The organism is Halomonas sp. R57-5 (assembly GCF_900070345.1).
GTDB lineage: Bacteria > Pseudomonadota > Gammaproteobacteria > Pseudomonadales > Halomonadaceae > Vreelandella > Vreelandella ventosae_B.
Window position 1 is genome coordinate 2,992,704 of record NZ_LN813019.1, and the last position, 21,370, is coordinate 3,014,073.

General features: G+C 51.7%; 20 protein-coding genes. 5 read left to right on the forward strand and 15 right to left on the reverse strand.

Going from position 1 to position 21,370, the window contains the following annotated elements; all coding sequences use genetic code 11:
- Positions 1–29: 29 nt before the first annotated feature.
- Both HALO_RS13805 and HALO_RS13810 read right to left on the reverse strand, forming a co-directional pair.
- Positions 30–728, reverse strand: a complete 699-nt coding sequence (locus HALO_RS13805; RefSeq protein WP_035578756.1) for a DUF3592 domain-containing protein — start codon at positions 726–728, stop codon at positions 30–32.
- Between the two features lie 164 nt (positions 729–892).
- Positions 893–1,750 carry a DUF2071 domain-containing protein gene (locus tag HALO_RS13810; protein WP_197671938.1) on the reverse strand — a complete coding sequence of 286 codons (858 nt, stop codon included), beginning with the start codon at positions 1,748–1,750 and terminating at the stop codon, positions 893–895.
- Between the two features lie 451 nt (positions 1,751–2,201).
- On the opposite strand from HALO_RS13810, the gene HALO_RS13815 reads away from it, so the two are divergent.
- Positions 2,202–3,653 carry a YfcC family protein gene (locus HALO_RS13815; protein ID WP_081899053.1) on the forward strand — a complete coding sequence of 484 codons (1,452 nt, stop codon included), beginning with the start codon at positions 2,202–2,204 and terminating at the stop codon, positions 3,651–3,653.
- Between the two features lie 74 nt (positions 3,654–3,727).
- Here the strand turns inward: HALO_RS13815 and HALO_RS13820 are convergent, their stop codons facing one another.
- Positions 3,728–4,630, reverse strand: a complete 903-nt coding sequence (locus HALO_RS13820) for a LysR family transcriptional regulator (protein WP_035578754.1) — start codon at positions 4,628–4,630, stop codon at positions 3,728–3,730.
- A gap of 216 nt (positions 4,631–4,846) precedes the next feature.
- On the opposite strand from HALO_RS13820, the gene HALO_RS13825 reads away from it, so the two are divergent.
- From HALO_RS13825 to HALO_RS13840, 4 genes are all read left to right on the forward strand, one after another.
- On the forward strand, positions 4,847–6,298 hold the full coding sequence (locus HALO_RS13825) for a M20 family metallopeptidase (protein WP_050713543.1): 1,452 nt from the start codon (positions 4,847–4,849) through the stop codon (positions 6,296–6,298).
- 1 nt (position 6,299) lies between these two features.
- Positions 6,300–7,136, forward strand: coding sequence for a tryptophan 2,3-dioxygenase (gene kynA / locus HALO_RS13830; protein ID WP_035578752.1), 837 nt, complete (start codon positions 6,300–6,302; stop codon positions 7,134–7,136).
- An 83-nt stretch (positions 7,137–7,219) separates the two neighbouring features.
- Positions 7,220–8,449 carry a kynureninase gene (gene kynU / locus HALO_RS13835; RefSeq protein WP_035578749.1) on the forward strand — a complete coding sequence of 410 codons (1,230 nt, stop codon included), beginning with the start codon at positions 7,220–7,222 and terminating at the stop codon, positions 8,447–8,449.
- A gap of 12 nt (positions 8,450–8,461) precedes the next feature.
- Positions 8,462–9,226, forward strand: a complete 765-nt coding sequence (locus HALO_RS13840; RefSeq protein ID WP_035578747.1) for an alpha/beta hydrolase — start codon at positions 8,462–8,464, stop codon at positions 9,224–9,226.
- 33 nt (positions 9,227–9,259) lie between these two features.
- On the opposite strand, the gene HALO_RS13845 is transcribed toward HALO_RS13840, so the two are convergent.
- The 12 genes from HALO_RS13845 to HALO_RS13900 form a co-directional block, all read right to left on the reverse strand.
- The gene (locus tag HALO_RS13845; RefSeq protein WP_050713544.1) at positions 9,260–10,369 is read right to left on the reverse strand and encodes a GGDEF domain-containing protein; all 1,110 of its coding nucleotides are present in this window, start codon (positions 10,367–10,369) and stop codon (positions 9,260–9,262) included.
- Positions 10,370–10,562: 193 nt separating this feature from the next.
- On the reverse strand, positions 10,563–11,048 hold the full coding sequence (locus tag HALO_RS13850) for a VOC family protein (RefSeq protein ID WP_035578740.1): 486 nt from the start codon (positions 11,046–11,048) through the stop codon (positions 10,563–10,565).
- Positions 11,049–11,104: 56 nt separating this feature from the next.
- Positions 11,105–11,344: a hypothetical protein gene (locus tag HALO_RS13855; protein WP_035578737.1), complete on the reverse strand. Its 240-nt coding sequence runs from the start codon at positions 11,342–11,344 to the stop codon at positions 11,105–11,107.
- A 69-nt stretch (positions 11,345–11,413) separates the two neighbouring features.
- Positions 11,414–12,727, reverse strand: coding sequence for a S8 family serine peptidase (locus tag HALO_RS13860; protein WP_035578734.1), 1,314 nt, complete (start codon positions 12,725–12,727; stop codon positions 11,414–11,416).
- Between the two features lie 197 nt (positions 12,728–12,924).
- Positions 12,925–13,716, reverse strand: a complete 792-nt coding sequence (gene map / locus HALO_RS13865; protein ID WP_035578731.1) for a type I methionyl aminopeptidase — start codon at positions 13,714–13,716, stop codon at positions 12,925–12,927.
- A complete protein-coding gene (locus tag HALO_RS13870; protein ID WP_035578729.1) occupies positions 13,709–13,915 on the reverse strand; it encodes a ParD-like family protein in 207 nt (68 codons plus the stop codon). Before HALO_RS13870 ends, map begins: the two co-directional genes overlap by 8 nt.
- A gap of 88 nt (positions 13,916–14,003) precedes the next feature.
- The gene (locus HALO_RS13875; RefSeq protein WP_050713545.1) at positions 14,004–15,374 is read right to left on the reverse strand and encodes a CHAD domain-containing protein; all 1,371 of its coding nucleotides are present in this window, start codon (positions 15,372–15,374) and stop codon (positions 14,004–14,006) included.
- 53 nt (positions 15,375–15,427) lie between these two features.
- Positions 15,428–15,829 (reverse strand): DUF2784 domain-containing protein, encoded by a 402-nt coding sequence (locus HALO_RS13880; protein WP_035578726.1) that lies wholly within the window; start codon positions 15,827–15,829, stop codon positions 15,428–15,430.
- A gap of 9 nt (positions 15,830–15,838) precedes the next feature.
- Positions 15,839–17,065, reverse strand: a complete 1,227-nt coding sequence (locus tag HALO_RS13885; protein WP_050713546.1) for a GGDEF domain-containing protein — start codon at positions 17,063–17,065, stop codon at positions 15,839–15,841.
- Between the two features lie 68 nt (positions 17,066–17,133).
- Positions 17,134–17,931, reverse strand: a complete 798-nt coding sequence (locus HALO_RS13890; RefSeq protein ID WP_035578720.1) for a M48 family metallopeptidase — start codon at positions 17,929–17,931, stop codon at positions 17,134–17,136.
- Positions 17,932–18,205: 274 nt separating this feature from the next.
- A complete protein-coding gene (locus HALO_RS13895; protein ID WP_035578718.1) occupies positions 18,206–19,006 on the reverse strand; it encodes a hypothetical protein in 801 nt (266 codons plus the stop codon).
- 294 nt (positions 19,007–19,300) lie between these two features.
- Positions 19,301–20,992, reverse strand: coding sequence for a methyl-accepting chemotaxis protein (locus HALO_RS13900; protein ID WP_035578715.1), 1,692 nt, complete (start codon positions 20,990–20,992; stop codon positions 19,301–19,303).
- Positions 20,993–21,370 lie beyond the last annotated feature (378 nt).

Sequence of the window (21,370 nt, forward strand, 5' to 3'; positions counted from 1 at the left end):
ACACCTGTTCAATATCAGACGTTAACACGTCACTTTGCAAGCTTAGGGAGAAAGGAAATGTCGACATAGTATTCACTAAGATCATCTTTCTCACAAAACACTGTAATCGTATCAGTATGAATGTAGCTCGATGGATCAAACCAAATATTATTGCTTTTAAACACATGCACTTCAGAGGTTGCAGGATTTTGCCATTGAGTTATTACCTGGAATGGATGCCTGCCATTCACTGAGAAGCGTGTATTTAACTCTACCCCCTGATAGTGGGTATCGATAGGCACACCATTTTGCTTTAAAGATTCGCCTTTGCGATGCCTAAACTCAGGCACGAACATAAGAATAGCGCCTGCCAGCAAGAACACGATGCCTATACCGGCAAGAATCGACTCTGCGCCCCATAGTGAAAAAAAGCTATTGATTCGAGCGCTATTTCGCTCACCTGGCTGGTATAAAACCTCCACCTGCTGTCCTGGTGAGTAGCTCGGCGGATTGCTACTTGTTGATGATGCAAAATTCACCACCTGTCCGCTCTCATTTTGAAATTGAACCAAAGGGCGATAAGTGATCGAATCAGTTGAGCGAGACTCAACCAGCTCAAGCACCGTACCTTCGGTGATAACGGCCTCTGAAAGAAAGTCTCTTGTATTAAGCAATAGAAATGCAGAAGCGACTAGCAAGGCAATACCAACCACTAACGACGTTAGCTTTACAAAGAAAAGTGTTTTCACTTCCACTCCTTGGAGAAATTCAGGTCGGCTTCGCAGCCTAGAGCTAGGACAGCCTTATATAGACTAACCGGTTTATTAGCTTTAGCTTAAGAAAAAACCACACGCACGTCAAATGGGAAACGTTCTCAGTCACAACGCTTAATAGATACATGCAAGGAGAAAAATCAGCCGATCACGGCAGGCGGCAAATATATGGTGAACTCGTTGATAGGCTCAATTAATACGCTGTACGGGGAGCTTTGCTCAGCTGCATGAACAATACCCAGGTCAGATAACAATTTAAATTGAGCGGATTTTAACGTAGCAGGCTTCACCGCCAACTCTTTATGCCAAACACGATAGCTACCTAACTTGCCGTCGCGTCGATAGTAAAAACCGGCAAGCGGATGGGTAAGATAAACCAATGCTGATTCAGTATCGGGAAACCCAGGAAAGTTAAAATTTGACTCAGATGATTGCGCAAGCTCAACGGAAGCTTCAGCCCATTTAGACGCCGTTTCCATACGATAATGGCTATACAGACCGGTTGTCTCATCGTACTTGCAATCGAAAGAGACTTTGCCTGCATGCCAAGGTAAATTCCAAAGATATCTGGGAACAACCAACGTCCATGAATCTAAAGTTGTACCCAAAAACCATACACATCGCTCCCCCGTATGCTTGTCGATGATATAGATACGGTAGTTGGTTTGCCCCATAGTAAATTTTGGGAAAGGAAATACGGCAGAGGTGAAGTCCACATCGACAAAAGGCACCACGGAGATAAGCCCCATTGCCTGGCCATCAATCTCAACAGCGTCCAACACAAACCTTCCAGGGAAAAGTCCCTCGAATCGGCTTGCCGGCACAGCATAGGTAATAATCGCAAAGTGCTTAAGACCACACAGCACATCTATACCGTTAGGCTTTGGCCGCTTAACCAGATAATCCTCAAACTTTCGCGATGCCTGCACTAAATCTTCCTTATTTAAATAGGCTGTTTTGCCACCAATCAAGATAGATTGCGGGTACCCTACCTTCATCATCGCACCCACTCAGGATAATTTACCAGTAATGCCCTGTTTCAAAGCGGCTAACGCCGGCAGCAATTCATTTACTCTTTGAGGGCGTCCAGTCACTAACGTCACGTCAGCTGCAAGCCCCCTTACCAAAAATAGAAACTACGTTTGAAAAATCCACAATTGTTTGCCAGTACGTTCCTTGCTAGCTTGAATTCAAATAAGAATAGCAAGGCATTATCAGTAAGATACCGCCAGGTGAGACCACGCCCCAGTTTTCCAGTCACCCCCTAACGCATGGTACTACTTGCCAATGCAATGTTTGGGTAAGCTTTATCAATAACAAAGGTCTTTAGAGAGATGACAATCCGTCTATTTTCCACTGCCAATGGCAGCTGCTTCCTTCGAAAAGTGACATTAAATCTGCGGCAAGAGCTTCATTAAATTTAAAAAACTTTTTACAGCGGAGATGATAATGTCAACAAAAACCCGTTCCAACGAGCATAACCCCGATAGAATACGTAGTTCCGACAACATAGAGCGCAAAAAACTGCCGATGCCGGATGTGTTCGTCATCTTGTTCGGCTTCATGATTCTGATTGTACTGGCTTCTTATATTATCCCCGCCGGTAGCTACGAGAGGGTCATCAATAATGGGCTCACCCAGGTAGATACCGATAGCTTTCGCTATATAAGCGCGGAGCCGCTGGGCTTTTTGGATCTGTTCACTGCCATTCATAAGGGGCTGGTAGGCGCATCGAGCATTATCTTTTTGATTTTGGTGGTTGGCGGTGTGCTTAAAGTTATCGAATCAACGGGCGCTATTAGCTCAGGCATACACCGCCTGATTAATCTTGCCAAGGGCAAACAGAACATCCTTATTTTGGTTTTCTGCACCACTTTTGCAGTGCTGTCCTCTGTAGGCATTGCGCCAAATTTAGCGATTGCTTTTATACCCATTGGGCTTTTGCTTGCCCGGTCGCTGAACCTGGATCCCATCGTAGGCATGGCCATGATTTTCCTGGGCGCCTATGCGGGCTTTGCTGGCGGCGTATTCGACCCCGTGGTGACCGTTACGGGGCAAACGCTTGCCGAGCTACCGCTGTTTTCAGGTTTTGTTTATCGCGGCGTTATCTTCATTACATTCCTGGCCATTACCACCGCTTATATCTGTCGCTACGCCGCCAGAGTAAAAGACAACCCCACAAATAGCTTTATGGGGCAACACACCTTTACGAGTAATGACGCAAACACTCCTCTTGAGGAGCCCGCGACGTTCACGCTTTCCCACAAGCTAGTGCTGGGCTTATTTGTCGGCTTTATTGGCTTTTTCCTCTATGGAGGCTTCAACCTGGGTTGGGGTATTACCGAACTTTCCGCCATCTTTCTTATACTCGGCGTCGTTACGGCCATGCTATGCAGAATCAACCCTAATGACTTCGTAAAGCGGCTGATGAGCGGCGCAAGCGAAGTGATGTATGGCGCACTGGTAGTGGGAGTTGCAGCGGCGGTTATCGTGCTCCTCAAGCAAGCCCAACTGATCGATACGATTGTGCATAGCGTTGCCAGCTCTTTAGATGGCCACGGCCAAATAATGGCGATGCAGTTGCTGTACCTGTTCAATTTGACGTTTAACGGAATTATCACCTCGGGTACCGGCCAAGCGGCCATTGTGATGCCAATTATGGTGCCGATTGGCGATATGCTAGAGGTGACCCGTCAGTCTACCTTTATCACCTTTAAACTGGGTGATGCGGTGACGAACATTATCACCCCCCTTTCGGGCACGCTGATGGCCTGCTTGGCCATTGCACGTATCTCCTATGTAGAGTGGTTTAAATTTGTACTACCGCTGGTAATGATCTGGGTAGTGGTTGGCGGAGTATTTGTCGCTATTGCCGTCGGCATCAATTACGGCCCATTTTAAGCCCACGGCTTGATGACAGAAACCCGCGTATTCGTGAATGATGGTTCAATCAACCATGGCACAAGTACGCGGCTTTACTGAACGGCGGCTACCAATTTCTTCTCCAGATACTCGACAAACGCTTCCAAATGGGCAGGCAAATGACGCTCTGCCATCACTTGCACCTGAAGACTACGAAGGGAGAGCTGAGACTCTTGAATCGGCTTCAGTACAAGGCCCTCTTGTTGAGTTTTACCGCTAACGGCCACGGCGCTACACAGCCCAATCATATTAGGGTGCTCGCATACCATGGTGTAGGTTGCCCCAAGGGAGTCACAAGAGAAGCTAGGAAGCACTTTTATACCCGACAAGCTACACGCCACATCAAATAAGTAGCGCATGGTCGAGCCGTTTAGCGACATGGTTAATGGGTAGTGGCTTAAATCTTTTACCTGTAGGACATCTTTGCTTGCCAGAGGATGACTCTTAGCCATCAGCGCACTGATCGCGGCATTGTGACTTGAGATCACCTTCACGCCGATATCTGGCGAGAGGCTAAAGGTTAAGGCAATATCGGCCTCGCCCTCTTTCACCAGCTCGGAGGCCCGGGTTGACTCGACCACGTGCAGATCAAATCGGGTATCAGGACATTGAATAATAAAGCTGGATATAACGCTGGGAAGGAAGTGCCAGGCCATACCATCCGGGCACGCCACGGTAATTTTGCGCATTTGCCGCGTCATTACGTCCTGCATTTCCGCAATCACACTGCTGATTTCCAGCTGATTACGCAATGCATAGGCCTGCAGCACCCTGCCCGCTTCCGTTAACTGCATCCCGCGCGGTTGTCGGTTAAACAGCTTGATAGCCAGCCGTTGTTCCAAATTGGTAATTTGGCGACTCACCGCTGAAACCGCGACGTGCAGTTCTTCCGCCGCGGCCGACAGAGAGCCCGTTTTAGCGACGCTTTGAAAGTAACGTAAATTGAGTTCCTGCATAGCGGCCTCTTTTTGCCCAACAACAACAAGTTTGAGCGAGTTACCTGCGCCACTTGTTTGCGCCTGGTTTCTTATAATTAGAAAGATTATTTGAAATATTAATGATGGTTGCAAACATAGGCAAGGACTACTCTTTTTCTAACGACTTTCTTCCTACTACCTCCAGACACCATAACTATGTCCAAATACCATAACGGTCAATAAAAAAGGCAGGCAATGGATACAACGCAGCTTTCAGGGCGTGAACTCGCTCTTCAACTGGCGAGCAACGAACTCTCCAGTGGCAACTTTTACCAGACGTTGGCAAGACGCGTCGGCCTTAGAACGGTTAGCCAAGATCCTGAACGTAGCGATACGCTACGTGACTACTTAACGGAAGAAATAGTCCCGCACCTCTCTAAATTAGGCTTCGACAGCCAAGTGATCGAAAACCCTAAATCCGATCACCCGCCTTTATTGATCAGCCAACGTATTGAAAATCGCACGCTTTCTACACTGCTGCTTTACGGCCATGGAGATGTCACCGATGGGCAAGAAGATAAATGGACTGACGGCATCGCACCCTGGGAACTGACGTTTGTTGATGGCCGCGTTTATGGGCGCGGCACAGCTGATAACAAAGGCCAACACAGCATCAACCTGGCAGCGCTGGAGGCCGTTATCAAAGCCCGCGAGGGTCAACTTGGCTATAACGTCAAGATCCTCTTTGAGATGAGCGAGGAAATAGGCTCCCCAGGGTTAGAAGAAACCTGCAAAACCTATAAAGAAGCGCTTAAGTCCGATCTTTTCTTGGCATCTGACGGCCCTCGAATCCGCCATGACATGCCCACCCTGTTTCTCGGCTCACGGGGTGTTGTTCAGCTCAAACTTGCTTTGAACACTGGCAATGGCGGCCGACATTCCGGCAACTGGGGTGGCATCATCACCAACCCCGCGGTAGTGCTGTGTAACGCGCTTAGTACGCTACTCTCCAGCGAAGGAAAAATTCTGGTCGACTTTCTTAAATCACCCGCAATTCCTGACGAAGTAGCCCAATTGGTGCGCAATCTCCCGGTGGGCGGCGGCGGCAATGACCCAGCCATCAATCCCGCCTGGGGCGAAAAACAGCTAACCGATGGCGAGCGCCTGTATGGTGCCAATACATTGGAAATTCTGGGTTTGAGCGCAGGGAGAACCGACAAGCCGGTGGGCGCCATTTCTGAAAGTGCTGAAGCCATTTTGCAGCTTCGCTTCGTCAAAGGCACCGATTGGCAAGCAGTGGAAGAGAACCTGCGCCAGCATCTTAACGCCCATGGCTTAGAGGATATTCAAATTCAGTTTATGGGTGGCTACGCCGCCACCCGGCTTGAACCCAGCCACCCTTGGGTTTCCTTTGTGGCCCAGTCTGCAGAGAACAGCTTGGGCCAGGCGGTGCATATCCTTCCCAACCTGGGCGGGACGATCCCCAACCACTGTTTTTCAGATGTACTCAACCTTCCCACGGTATGGTTGCCTCACTCCTATGCATCGTGCAATCAGCACGCCCCAGATGAACACCTGCTCGAAACGATTATCGAGCAGGGTCTGAAGCTCGCCGCCGGTATACTCTGGGACTTAGGTGAGCCTAAAGAACAGGCTTTCAAACCAACGACAACAACCACACATCGCACAGCCACCAAGGCAGAATAAAATGACGACTCCTGAAGAAAACAGCGTCGATAATGAAGCCATTCATTGGGATCAGGATATTAGCTACGGTCAGTACCTGGATCTGGAACCCTTGCTTGCTTGCCAAAATCCGGCTTCTGATGAACACGATGAATTACTCTTTATCGTTATCCATCAAGTATCGGAGCTATGGATCAAACTGTGCCTTCACGAAGCTCATGGTGCCGCAGCGCATATTCAAGAAGATAACCTGCGCCCTGCTTTCAAGATGCTAGCGCGGGTTTCCAGAATTCAAGAACAGCTTATCAAGGCCTGGGAAGTGTTGGTCACCATGACCCCCGCCGACTATGCCAGCTTCCGAGACAGCCTTGGCCAAAGCTCTGGGTTTCAGTCCTATCAATATCGGGAAATGGAATTCCTGTTGGGTAACAAGAACGCCAAGCTAATCGAAGCTCACCGATCAAAACCCAAACACTACCAAAAACTTCAGGAATCCCTCCACGCGCCCAGTCTTTACGATATCGTACTGCAGCTGCTTGCCAAACGCGGTTTCAGCATTCCGGAAAGCAAAACCCAACGCGATTGGAGTATCCCCTACACCGCCAGTAGCGAGGTGGAAGCGGTCTGGACGGAAATCTACCGCAACAGCGAACAGCACTGGGATCTATACGAGCTCGCTGAAAAACTGGTGGATGTCGAATTCAACTTTCAGCGCTGGCGATTCAGCCACATGAAAACAGTCGAACGTATCATTGGTTATAGACGCGGCACAGGGGGAACGGCTGGGGTGAATTATCTGGTCAAAGCGCTGGATCTTCAATTCTTCCCGGAACTGTGGAGTGTTCGGACGACGATATAAGCACTTGGCGCACTACTACGCACCCAGTTGAACTACCGTCATGATATTCAAAACAGCGACATACAATTTTTCGGAGCAGCCATATGCCTGTAAGCCTGGATAGTGTTCGTAAGCGTGACCGCCAAGACCCATTGGCAGACTTTAAAGGCCATTTCGCCTTGCCCGAAGGCGTGCTTTATCTTGATGGGAACTCACTAGGCGCCCAACCGAAGGCCGCCAAACAAGCGGTCGATGAGACTCTGGATCAGTGGCGCGACCAGTTGATCAAAGGCTGGAACCAGGGCTGGTTCGACGCCCCAGAACGCTTGGGCAATCTACTAGCCCCGGTGATTGGTGCGCAACGCGGTGAAGTGAGCGTCACTGACAATATCACGCTAAATATCTTCAAGCTGCTGGGGTATATCCTCGGCCAAGGCAAGGAGGGTCGCCAGGCGGTTCTTAGCGAAGGCGGCAACTTCCCGACCGATGGCTACATCGCCCAAGGCTATTGCCGGGTGAGTGGCGCAGAGCACCGCTTCCTGCCAGAAGGAGGCAACTTGGCCGAACACCTCGACGGTGTAGCCGTGGTGGTACTGAGTCAAGTTAACTACCGTACTGGCAAATTACGCGATATGGCTACCACCACGAAACTGGTGCACGACCACGGCGCAGAAGTCATCTGGGATTTGGCCCATTCCGCAGGCGCACTGCCCATTGATCTAAACGGTTGCGGCGCTCGCTACGCCGTAGGCTGTACGTACAAGTACCTTAACGGCGGCCCTGGCGCGCCAGCTTTTTTATACGTGCATAGCGATCACCAAGACAAAGGTTGGCAGCCGCTTTCCGGCTGGCACGGCCATGCAGCGCCCTTCGCTTTTGAAGCGGATTATACCCCAGCAGGGGATATTTCCCGCTTTCGCACTGGCACCCATTCGGCACTTGCCTACGCCGCTCTGGAAGCCTCACTCGCTCTATGGAGCGAGGTGGACATGCAGGCGCTGAGAGAAAAAAGTCTGACCATGAGCGACCTATTTCGAGAGTGTTTAAGCGATATTTTTACCACTCATAATATTGACGATATAACCCCATCAGCCAGTCAGCGTGGCAGCCAGGTATCACTGGTGGATAGTCAAAACGGCTACGCTATCGTTCAAGCCTTGATTGCCCGCGGTGTGATCGGCGACTACCGGGAACCCGGCCTAATGCGTTTTGGTTTTACCCCACTGTATCTCAGTTTTGAAGATGTTTGGCAGGCCGCTCAGCACTTCCGCGCGGTAATGGAAAACGGTGAGTACCAGGATCCGCAGTTTCATGTGCGTGATGCTGTTACCTAATAGAGGTATGTTATGACTGAAATACCCCTGAACCTCGCCTACTCGCCGAGCCATTTCGCTCGGGATTACGAAGCCACTTTAACGCGCCAGGCAGCTTTAGGTATCGACCTGGTGGCACGCCACCAGCCGATTACCCTGCGCTACGGTGAAGATCCGGCGGCCCGCCTCAACCTGTTCGTCCCGGAAAGTACCGCGGGCCCCTGGCCGCTGATGCTATTTATTCACGGCGGCTACTGGCAGGAGCTGGATAATACCGCGACGGACTTTCTGGCTGAACGCTACCTGGCCCGTGGTATGGCCTTCGCTTCCCTGGGTTTCGGTTTAGCACCGGAAACCTCCATTCATACCATGGTGAACCAGTGCATTGAGGGAATGGCGGCCGCATGTGACGCCCTCGCGGATAACGGTGGCGTGTGGTCGATTGTATTAGGCGGCCATAGCGCCGGTGCCCAGCTAGCCTACTGGGTAGCCGCCAGTGGTGATATACCCATTGATAAGTTGATACTGGTTAGCGGCGTTTATGACCTCACGCCATTGGTGGATACCTACGTTAACGAAGCGCTGGAGCTCACTCCACCCCAAGCGCTTGCGTTAAGTCCTATATTTGCCGATTCCAGCAAACTACCCTCATGCCAAGTGGTGATCGCCGAAAATGATCCGCCCTCTTTCCGCCAACAAGCACACGATTTTGTCGCAGCGTTAAAGACTAGCCATATCCAAGTCGAGCTCGTGGATATAGCTTACTGCGATCACTTTGATGTGTTAGATGCGTTATGAGTTTGAAGCAATTGCAGAAAACACGGTGCCCGATCAATCGCCTGCCAGTACCGCACGGTTGCGGCCTTCTAGCTTGGCACGGTAAAGCGCCTTGTCGGCGCGGCTGATCACTTCATCAATGCTCTCGGTCTGGCGGTGAAGCGCAACACCCAGGCTCAATGTAACCGCCAAGTTGCCTGCTGAGGTGGCAAAAGTCGGCTCAGCAACGGCTCGACGTACCTTTTCGGCGACGGCCATAGCGCTCTCAACGGTGGCACTTGGAATCAGTAGCAAAAACTCCTCTCCMCCCCAGCGGGCAACCCGATCACCACCGCGAAGCGTAGTGGTGAACCGAGTAGCAAGAATGGTGAGCACTTCATCACCCACTTCATGGCCATACTGGTCATTAACTGCCTTGAAGTGATCCAAGTCGGTCATCAACACAGCAAAGCACTGTTCGTCGCGTTTAGAGCGGCTCCATTCTGCCTGCAAGTCTGTTTGCATCGAGCGCCGGTTGGGCAAGCCGGTCAGCGCATCGGTCAAAGCACTATGCTCAAGTTGCTGGCTGGCAATAAAGGTACGCTGGTGTTCCTGGTAAAGCATAGTAGCAATGACGACGCCTATGCCCATCGCAGCGGGAATGAAGATCAAATGAATGAGGTTATCTGGAAACGGGCTACCTGAAAAAACAATGAAAGCGATTACTGCCATAAGCGGCAAGCCGTATATCAAAACCAGATCTCTAACACCGTAGACGGTCGCTGTAGCCACAGCAATGATGGCCAAGGTTAGCCCCTGAGTGATGTAGAGAAGGTGCCCGCCCTGCTCCGAATAGTGCAATACGAACATGGCAGCCATCATTCCCACTATTGAAAGGTTCAACATCAGCAATAGCGGATAAGCCCAAAAGCCTGGGTCTTTCTTACGATGGAGCAGCAAAAAAGTAATCGCCAGAATAGCGGCGGGCAGGCGGAGGAGAATATGTTTCCATATCAACTCCCCATTAGAGTAGCTGACCAGAGTCGCATCCAAAATGGTGAAAACGGGTAACAACACTAACACTACGCCAGACAGCAAGTAGCCAAGTCGGCGCGACCGTGAGTATTGATTAAGAAGAAAATCGGCCCACCATTCGGCGGGGATTGACGCATGCTTTCTCATCATCACCTGTTTCCGGAACTGGATAGTTTTACACCACCCACCMCCTACCGGGAAACACCGGTGAGATCAGGATCTTCTGACGTGGCTAATGGGCGATTACATATTGTAACATATTGAGTTTCAATGCTCATAATGCCCAAGTTAAGCCGATTTTCGAAATCTTATTACTTTAAACGAAGAGTCAACCAATCCTATCTCAACCGTGAAGCGCCGCCTCAATGTCCGCGATGTTGATTTTTCTCATCTGCATCATCGCGTCGAATGCGCGCTTAGCGACGGCAGGATCGGGATTGGTAACGGCCTTAATCAGCACAGCAGGCGTTATCTGCCACGATAGTCCCCATTTATCCTTGCACCAGCCACAGGCGCTTTCCTTGCCACCATTACTAACAATGGCATTCCAATAGCGATCCGTTTCGGCTTGGTCATTCGTTGAGACCTGAAAAGAGAACGACTCATTATGCGCAACCCCAGGCCCGCCGTTGAGCCCAAGGCACGGAATGCCCAACACGGTAAACTCGACGGTCAATACATCCCCCTGCTTACCCGATGGAAAGTCTCCCGGTGCGTGATGAACCGCCCTGACAAACGAATCAGGAAAGGTATCAGCGTAAAAGCGCGCTGCCTCTTCTGCACCACCATCGTACCAAAGGCAAACAGTGTTCTTTGCGGGTATTGCCATGTCACATCTCCACTAAAACCATCGCGTCATCAAGCCCAGTGAAATATTTACCGAGCTTACCAAGTCTCCTCAGAGCCCGGTGGCCCCATATCGATCTGCATATCAGGCGCTATATCCACTACGCCTTTGATCTTTTTCAGCCGTTCCGCCGTGGCATCGTCAGCCGAGCCGGTAATACAGCCGATCTCCTCCAGCACCTCCTGGATGGTTAATCCTTCAGCGCTGAGGCGCGTGGCCATTTCATTTATCGGTTGATCGCTGGAAATAGTGATCAACCATAACGCTACCGTTGGCATCTGGCATATCTCCATAGCAAGAGCACTGGGCGACCAGAAAGGAGCGCCTGCCCAGCGCGTCGTCTAACATTAGGGCGCTTGCACCAACCCTGCTCCTACGCCGGATTCAGGCAACGGCAGCTCTTGCACCGAAGCCACCAGCTGCTCCCAAAGTTTCCTGCCCCGCAGCGAGGCATCTGATTGCGCCCACAGTGCCGCGCAACCTGCCACATGTGGCGCCGCCATGCTGGTGCCACTGATCGTTTTATGGCGAGTGGGCCGAGGCCATGAGGAGAAGATATCGCGCCCAGGCGCGGCAATCTCGATCTTGCCATGATTGGAAAAGCTGGAGGGCTTCAGGTTCGGATCGAGTGATGCCACCGACATTACAGTAGGCGAGTTGGCAGGCGCCCCTGTATTGGTAGCTGAATTACCCGCTGCAGCGATAACGAGACACCCATTACGCAGTGCCGCTTCACCAGCATGGGTGTAAGCGGCCTGCACCGGGCTCTGGCTGCCAAGCGACATCGAGATCACCTCACAGCGGTTGGCGATGGCCCAGTTCAGGCCAGCGAGAACGCCCGCCCCGGTACTGCTGCCCGAGTTGGTCAGCACCTTGCCGACGAAGACCTGCGCCTCATACGCGATCCCGTAACGCTGTGTGTTTTCACCGGGCGCCTGGGGGCCACAGGCCGTGCCGATACAGTGAGTACCGTGCCCGTTGATATCCTGCACCGGCTCCCCAATGAATGAGCGGGTAACGAACTCCCTACCCTCGAAATCCGGGTGGCCAAGATCCATCCCGGTATCCAGCACGGCGACTTTTATACCCGCGCCACTCCAGCTACTTTGCGGCACCTTACAGCGTTTTAGCCCCCAAGTTGGCCGAAGGGCGTCCTCTTCAAGGTTCTCTTCGCCTTCTTCCAACTCCAGCTCAACGCCAAGATCACGAGCGATGGTGCTGGCTGCACGCAAAAAACCACGTAGATATTCAGAATTTTCAGAAAAGGCGAAATACTCTGGCTCAATAATTTCGATGGGACTATCCGCAGCGACCTTACCCAGCGCACTCATGCCATGCTGCTGCAGGGCATCGCCGCCTACCAGTGCCACTCCAAGCTCCGGAAATACCATTGCCTCAGCATCTCCGGCATCTTCCAGACTAACGGCTTGATCGGTGAAATCTCGCGCATCAGCGATGCGAAATTTCTGGGCTTTTAGCGACTTAATGCCTTCTTCTACCCGCCCCTCACGATAGCTAATCAGAAAGCGCCCGGTTTCAAGGCAACTGCCGCCCCGCTCTAAGGCCGCCAATAGCAATTTTTCGGTGCCGCATGAAACAGTGGCGAGTGACTCACCCGCTGGCGTATTGCCTTTACCTTTACCTGTCGGTTTTTTCGCCATCGTAGACATCCTTTTCATTTAGCTGTTAAGCGATATGGAATAGGTGAATCATAGACTCCATGCAAGGGAAAGCATGCCTATCTATGTAGCACCCACCATTTCAGCTTAACGCACCTGATGTGCTTCGCCAGATCGATTTCAGGCTACGATCCTTAAACATACAGGGCGCTTAAACGAAGGAGGATGGAGCATGGTCGTTATTGGTTAATCTCAGTAGGGATGCACTCGTTATCGCGGAGTGTTAGCACTTCGACACCAGAGGCTGTGACCGCTACCGTATGCTCCCACTGAGCAGACAATTTCTTGTCACTGGTCACTACCGTCCAGCCATCCCGCTTGGTTTTTATTTTGGCCCTGCCCTGATTAATCATGGGCTCGATGGTAAACACCATCCCTTCTTTCAACGCCAGGCCTCTGCCTCTCTTCCCGTAATGCAGCACTTGCGGCTCTTCATGCATTTCGCGACCAATGCCATGGCCACAATACTCACGAACGACAGAGTATCCGTGTTTTTCGGCATATTGCTGAATTGCATAGCCTACATCACCCAACGTGGCACCGGGCTTAACCGCTTGTATTCCTTGCCACATGGCCTCGTAGGTTTTATCGACCAGGCGCTTGGCATAGGGAGTCACATCGCCAATCAGATACATCTTGCTGGAGTCAGCAATAAAGCCGTCTTTCTCCAGGGTAATGTCGACATTGACGATATCGCCTGTTTTGAGTATTTGCTTGTCGGATGGAATGCCATGGCACACCACGTGGTTGACTGAGGCATTCAATACGTACTGGTAACCGTATTGCCCCTTACTGGCCGGGCGAGCCTGCAATTGATCGACGATATAACGCTCGGCCCAATCGTTAATAGCCATGGTGGATACGCCGGGCGCTATCCGATGGTCGAGATGACTGAACACCAATCCGAGTAGCCGTCCTGCTTCCCGCATCAAACGCAACTCCTCCTCGCTTTTTAACGTCAGCTCACTCACCGGCCACCTTCCTTACTTCAACGTCGGCTTGCTTCATTTGCTCACGCATGATGTCAGAGAAGGTCATGCCCGGATTGGCCTCAGCCAGCATGCCCACCTTTATCCAGTACTCTGCCTGGGCATTGATTGAGCGCACCATGACAGTGCTTGCCTTGCGAATATCCTCATGCAACTGGTCATTGATCTTAACGATACCCATCACACCACCTAATATATGAAACGAATATGAAACATATACGAATCATATATCGCGTAACGATTGGCGGCAAGGCTACCTGATTACGTTGTTACGGGGACACGTTGGCCATAGGTTCCAACGCCAATACTTCTTTGCGCAGCACAAGCTTCGGCTTCTCTAACGAATCACGCCACTGAACACACTCCTGCTGTTGCTGCGGGTCGTTATCGGGGCTTGCGCCAAAGGCATCCAGCCAGGCCTGACGGGAACACAGGTCTTGATACTCGCCGAGCAGGCGCTGGCGGTGCTTCAATTGAGATAGAAACGGCTCAGGGGTCTCTGGATTCAGATCAGCCAGGTAACGAATCCGCTTCACGCCCTTCCGCAGTTCATGGAACCCGGTGTCATGGGTATCCAGCGAGAGTGCCGCCTGGTCTTCATCGTGGCGTGCGATACGCTCATTCAGTACCGTACGGATACGCTTTGGCGTCAGTTTCGAAAGTGCCTTACCAACGTCATCGGAAGCGATAAAGTACTGCCATGCCTCCATCTCCTCAGCATAAGCCGGTGCATTTAACTGCTGACATAGCGCCTGGTGGCGCTCCCGCTGGCAAGCCTGGAGCCACTGCATCAATCCCTGGCGACTACCAGAAGTGAGCGGCGGGGGCGTCTTGGCTATATCCTCCAGAAACACATCAATATCACGCAGGTCACTGGTAGCCTGGGCACGTTGCTTGAGCCGCTTAAGCATCTTTTTCAGGCCAGGCACTCGGGTAATGGCGCGCACGGATTCACCCACTGCCCGGCTACGACGCAGATTAACCCGGTACTGGTGCAGGAACTCAGGATCAATGCCTGCGATGACACCGGCTTCCAAGGCACGGATCATCTGATACTGGTGCTCCAGCATGTCACGCATGCGGCTGGCGGTGTCGTTATTGCGTTTGGGTGGTTGGGGGGCAAGGCGCTGAAAAAGAGGATAGCTGGCCGTTTCCGGGGTCAGGCACCCTGCCAGTTTGGCTCCGTTATGCCCCACGCTTTTCCAAGAAGAGCCGGACAGCGTGAAATGCAGCACACTCCCGGTGGGCAGCGAATGCGGCGCTGTCTGGKCGAGCCAACGAGCCAGATCATGCAGCGCCGGGTTATGCCCAATCACCAGGACTCTTTCGGCTTCGTTTGGCAACGATTCGACCCAGGCCTGCAGCCCGCCACCATCGAACGTATAAAGGTCTTCATCAAAGTGAMCCTGGTTGACCAGGGTATGATCAGGCAGTTGGCCTGCGATCTTGTCGAAGGTTTCCCGCGTGCGAGCCGCTGTACTGACGTAAATCCCCCCTTCTAACGCTTGCCAGTGCTGAAGTACATGCGCCATAGCCGCTGCCTGACGTTTACCACGCTTTCGCAACGGCCGTTGGTGGTCGGTCATGTCGCCACTGGGCTGTTTAGCTTTGGCGTGCCGCATTAGGTATAGGTGCCGCATGGGTTCGCTCCCAAGCACAGTATGATACGCAAAGTTTAGTACACGCCCATCTTCTAGGAAGAGTGCTGACGAGGCTTCACCACAAACCAACTGGCCAACACCAGGCTACCGAATAGCGTGTACACCACCACAAACACCCACTCCGGCAAAGTGAAATAGAGCAGGCTATGCAGCCAGTACTGAATAAACGAGCCCGAATAAGTAGCGGCGCCCGCCTCCGCCCTCAGCGCCATTTCCCAGGTGGTTAACGGGCAAACCACCCCGAGCCAAGCCTGAACCACCACATAGCCAATGGCGCAAAGATGTACGATGCGGAAGGTTTTATTGCGAACCCACCGCCAGTTGAAGAAATAGCCTGCGTAAATGGCGACCAGGCCTAACACCACGAAGGCCACAAACAGCACGTGGAGAATTAGAAGGGTGTCGGCGAGCATTAGCAGCAGTGATGGGGGCATAGGAAAGCGCTACTTGCTGCCAACGGGTGAATCTGGTGCTTCGACGACATCGCTGCAGACGACGACTTGGTTCCTCCCAGCGCGCTTGCCAACATAAAGCATCTCATCCGCTCGTTTAATTAAAGACTCCAGATCGGCTTCCTCTGAATCGGTAGCCGCAACGCCAACGGTGACGCTGGGGCGCAGTTTGCCCATCTCTTCTGTTAACGAAAGTTCAGCCACCTTCTTTTTCAAACGCTCTGCTACCATTTGCGCATCGTGCGAGCTGGTGTCCGGCAATGCAACGACAAACTCTTCACCACCAAAACGTCCTATCACATCCGTTGGGCGCAGCGACTCGGCACAGACTTCGGCAATTTTGGTTAGCACCCAATCCCCGTGGCTATGCCCCCAGGTGTCGTTAATGTGTTTGAAGTGATCCACATCGATCATAAACAGGCTAAATGGCACCTTGTGGGATTGCGAGTGCTGCAACAGATCTTTAGCCAGTTTTATAAAATGGCCGCGATTATTCAGGCTGGTCAGCGCGTCCTGCTCAGCGACTACCCTCAGCTGTTCTTCCAGTGATTTTCGGTGCGCGATCTCTTTGTGTAATTGGTGGTTATTCTCTCGCTCTTCTTGAAGCAGTGCATATTGCTTACGTTGCAGGCATTCCAAGCGCAGCAGGGCGAAAAACCCTACAMCGCTGCCCATAATCAGCAACAGTGCGACCAGCAGCGTCGCTATCGGGCTAAGCCCCGCAAACAGTACCGCAGCCACTAAAAAGCCAATATTTAAATAGAGGCTGGCCGCTGTCACGACTGTTAGCGGATTGGGAATCAGAAGATAAAACGCCATGGTAGCCACCACCACCGCGGTGATTTGAGTGGGGAGGCTTTCGGGTCGTAGGGGGACAATCAATATAATGCCCGTGGCAAATACCCACAGCGGTAAGGCGTGCAACCAAGCACGGTAATCATTGCCACCCCAGCGCCGCACAACGAGTGCCACCAACAGGCAAATGCTCACCACCACTATTCGCATGGTAAGCAGCAGATAGAACTCCCTGGTAAGGCCCAGCAGGTAGTAATCCGCAATCGCGAACATGCCAAAGACACATGCCGCAACGCTCACAGCAAAGCTAAACTCAAGCCGCACGCTTTCCTGGATAGAGCGGCGATACATCAACTCACGGCTGGCATCGCAAAACTGCCCCGTTAACCCATGCACCTGATACTGTTGTTTCTGTAATGGCACAGCCCCACACACTCCCGACGTCACGTGGCAATTTTTCTTATTTTATCAATAACGCGATGCCACTCACCTCAACATTCAGCAGGCGTAACCGTACGATAGCTGGCCGTGGCCTTTTCCAGCCCTTGCTGTAATGCCCGAATGCGCGATTCATGGGCAGGATGCGTAGAAAGAAATTCAGGGGGCTGACCACCACCGCTAGCAGCCATGTTGCGCCACAGGGTCACGCTCTGCTGCGGGTCAAACCCCGCACGGGCCATAATTTCCAAGCCCATCAAATCGGCCTCCTCCTCATGGGTGCGGCTGAAAGGCAGGCTAATCCCCAACTGGGCACCGATACCCAAGGCCTGCATCAATTGCTGGTTGCCAAATTCCTCTTCCCCTAATAACCCCACCACCAATAACACGGCTTTAATGCCAAGCTGCTGGGTAAGCCGCTCATTGCCATGATCCGCCAACACATGCCCCACCTCGTGCCCAATCACCGCCGCTAGCTGGGCTGGCGTCTCGGCCACCCGCAGTAGCCCGCTATGCACCCCGATGCGTCCACCCGGCAGAGCAAACGCATTGGGGGAAGCATCCTCAAATACCACCACTTCCCAGCGTTCAGGGAAAGCGAGCCCTGGGTAGCTCGCCTTAGCGCCAGCCACCACTTTTTCGGCCACGCACTGCACTAATTGATTAGCCTGCGTATCGCGATTGATCGGCTGGCTATTGCGCAGCTGATTAAAGGCATCTTCCCCCATGTCAGCCATTAACGCGTTCGGTACTAACGCCAATTGGGAGCGCCCGGTGGGCGTTTCCCCGCAGCCTGCCAAAGAGGCCAGCAACATCAAAAGAAAAAGAGGTAACAGAAATCGCCGATGCATCGGATAGTATCGCCTGGATTAAGAAATGTGCAGTAGAGTGTAAGGCGCTTCGCAGGCGTGGCGCTCGTCGCGTTCATCAACGCTACCCAGCCCAAGGTGCCGGTCGTTATCGTAGGCTACAAACAGGCGGTCATGATCCAACTCAGTACTAAGCTATAACGAGCCTTCCGCACCTTATGGGGCGGTAGATACCGTCGATGACCTCCCCGTTCCAGTAGCGGGGAGGCACGCCTATATCGCTGTGCTGCAAGATGTTATGCGTTAAGGCTGTAAATCACTCAGGCGTTTGCGCTTCGTCGCGCATCACTTCGAGCGAAGTGATTTCAACGGTGAGCGCATCACGCGTTGTTTCTAACTCACTTACCCGATCACCGACCGCTGAAAGTTGGTTATTGGCCTCTTCAATCTGAGTATTTAGCGCTTCCAGGTCAGCTTCAACCTGACTGCGGGCATCTTCTGCCTCTTGACGAGCCTGTTGCGCGGTATCGCTGGCGGCTTCGGCCTCTTCAATCTCTGTGTTGAGCGCTTCAAGATCTGCTTCAGCCTCGCTGCGAGCGTCTTCTGCGTCTTGACGAGACTGTTGAGCGGCATCACGGGCGGCCTCGGCCTCTTCTTTCTCTTTTTCTACCTCGGCGTAGGTCTCATTCAGCTCTTCAAGGCTGCTCTGCCGTTTGTCGACCTGCTCATTGAGGGTCTCTACTTCTTCTTCACGGGTTTCACGCTCGCCCTGTAAAGCATTCAAATCTTCTTCAGCGTGGGCAATGTCTGATCGGGTTGAAGCTAGCTCGGCTTCAGCATCAGCTTGCTCAACCTCAAGGGCGCTCATTCTCTGCTGCAGTGTTGCTAAATCAAGCTCCGCGGCTTCAACCTCAGACATCTCCGCCTGAATCTGTTGATGCTCTCGCTCAGTTTCAGCCAGCTGCGCTTCGAGCGCTTCCATACTGTCTCCCCGCGCCCCTGCAATGGTGTGCGCCACGATGGCCCAGACCACCGCAATAACCGCGATGACCAAGAGTACCTTTACCCGATTATCACTCAGCAATGCTATCGTTGATGGTTTATTTGTCCCTGTCATTGGTGCAATCCTCTCGCTTTATTAGTAAAGCTAATTTAGTAGATAACGCATCTACTTCAGCGCTTGTTGTCTGGCCTGTTGTTAATATGGAGGAAAGTTTCTAATTGGGCTAGGAGCAGCCATTTATAAAAATGTGGCGTTAAAACACGCTCGTTTGTTTTACATGATATTTCAAGCTAGTAATCAGGCACTCACTGCCTTGGAGACTACTATTTTCAGAAAGCAAAACCCGGCCGTTTTGGCCGGGTTTAAAACACGATTGAATAATAATCTACTCCTGAAATGAGCGCCTATTCAAAACGCTTCCCACTCGACTTCTGCTACTTTGGAGCTGGGCGCCCTCCCTCTTGCAGGCCGAGCCTGTTTTATAGAAGGCACTGCCTTGGGTGCAGAATTGCCGATGGGCAGAGACCCACGGTTCTCGCCATCAGCCAATTTGAAGGTAGCCACAGCCGATTCAAGTTGGGCTGCTTGCTCTTCGAGTGAAGCTGCTGCTGTAGCAGCTTCTTGTACTAGGGCTGCGTTCTGCTGTGTCACCTCATCCATCTGCGAAACGGCTTGATTGACCTGCTCAATACCATCACTTTGCTCCGAGGAAGCAGCGGAGATTTCATCCATAATATCGGCAACACGCTTCACGGAAGCCATTATATCTTCCATTGTTCGGCCAGCCCCCTCTACAAGGTTAGAGCCCTGCTGAACCTGGCCCGCTGATGTTTCAATTAATGCTCTAATCTCCTTAGACGCATCAGCGCTACGACTTGCCAAATTGCGTACTTCAGTGGCTACTACGGCGAAGCCGCGTCCTTGCTCACCCGCACGGGCAGCCTCAACAGACGCATTAAGTGCCAGAATATTAGTCTGGAAGGCAATCGAATCGATCACACCAATGATGTCGCTAATCTTTTTAGAGCTTTCCGCTATACCATGCATTGTCGCAACTACTTCGCCTACGGCTTCACCACCACGTGCTGCCGTTGTAGACGCATCACTCGCTAGGGTGCTGCCCTGCCGCGCATTATCTGAGTTTTGCTTCACGGTGGCGGTGAGCTGTTCCATGCTGGCAGCTGTCTCTTGTAGTGAAGCGGCCTGTTGCTCTGTACGGGAGGAGAGATCGGCATTGCCTCCGGAAATTTCTCTCGCGCCAATATGGATGGAACCACTGCTATCACGCACGGATGAGACAGTTTGTGAAAGACCTGTCTGCATATATTTCATAGCCGCGAACAGTTGGCCAATTTCGTTTCGTCCCCGGTCTGCGATTTTATGCGACAAGTCACCTTGGGCAATGCGCTCAAAGTGATGGACGGCTTCCTCAATAGGACGAATGACAACTCGCATCATCCCCATTCGAACGAAAGCGACACAAAGAAAAACCAGAAGCAATGCAGCCAATCCTATATAACCAGATGTTGTCATGGTCGATTGATAATCGGCCATCAAATTTTGACCACGTGTACTGGCATAGTCATTGAAGGCTACATTCGCCTGGATATAGGCTAGGTTGAGCTGGTCACCTTCACGTTTGGCTGTACGAAAGGCACTTTCATTATTGCTCAGTAGGGCCTGATATTGTGGTTCTATACCGCGTGATACAAGTTGAGTAAAGGCGGCTTCTATCGCATCTGCAAAGGGCTTTCCTTGCTCAGACTTTGGTGCCGCTACAAATGCTTCAAAACGCTGCTGCGCCGTTTGCAGCATTTGGCCTGCTTTTTCAAGATGGGCTTCTGCCAGCGCCTGCTCCCCTTCGTTCAATGCGTCGAGATGATTAAGGAAAAACAGCTGAGTGTCAGCGATATTCACTTGCGCACGGTTAAGCGCGTTCAGTTGCTCAACGTTAATACGGTTAAGTTCATCTATCGAACTCGCTCCCAGAGTGCTGGATTGGTAGCCCAAAGCCGCGACAAGGAGGATCAAGGCTGTAAACAAGCCCAGAACAGCCGTTAAGCCTGCCTTAACGGATAGGTTTTTCAATAGGTTATGCATTGTCTACTCTTATGTAGAGAATCAATCGTTAACGAATGATTCCAGCCACGGGGAGGGTGTTACTCCATAACAAGCAAGCTAACTACTTGTTATAGGTAAGTGCTATAAATTATCGGCAGCAGTAACCCGACATTTAGCTTTCAAAAACGTTAATTTCAATATATTGATCCAGGTCAATTTATTAATTTACTTTTCAGATGGTGGCGATGGTTCCAGCTTGATATAAATCAATTGCTTAACAAACCAATAGGGCAATAAATTAGATTAGCCAGCTATCGACTATTAAGATAAAAGCTTGATATAAATAACAATAAATAAAAATATCGAAAAAAGCAGCGAATATCATTACGTCGCCTAAGTTTATCTTTGAAGCTGGCC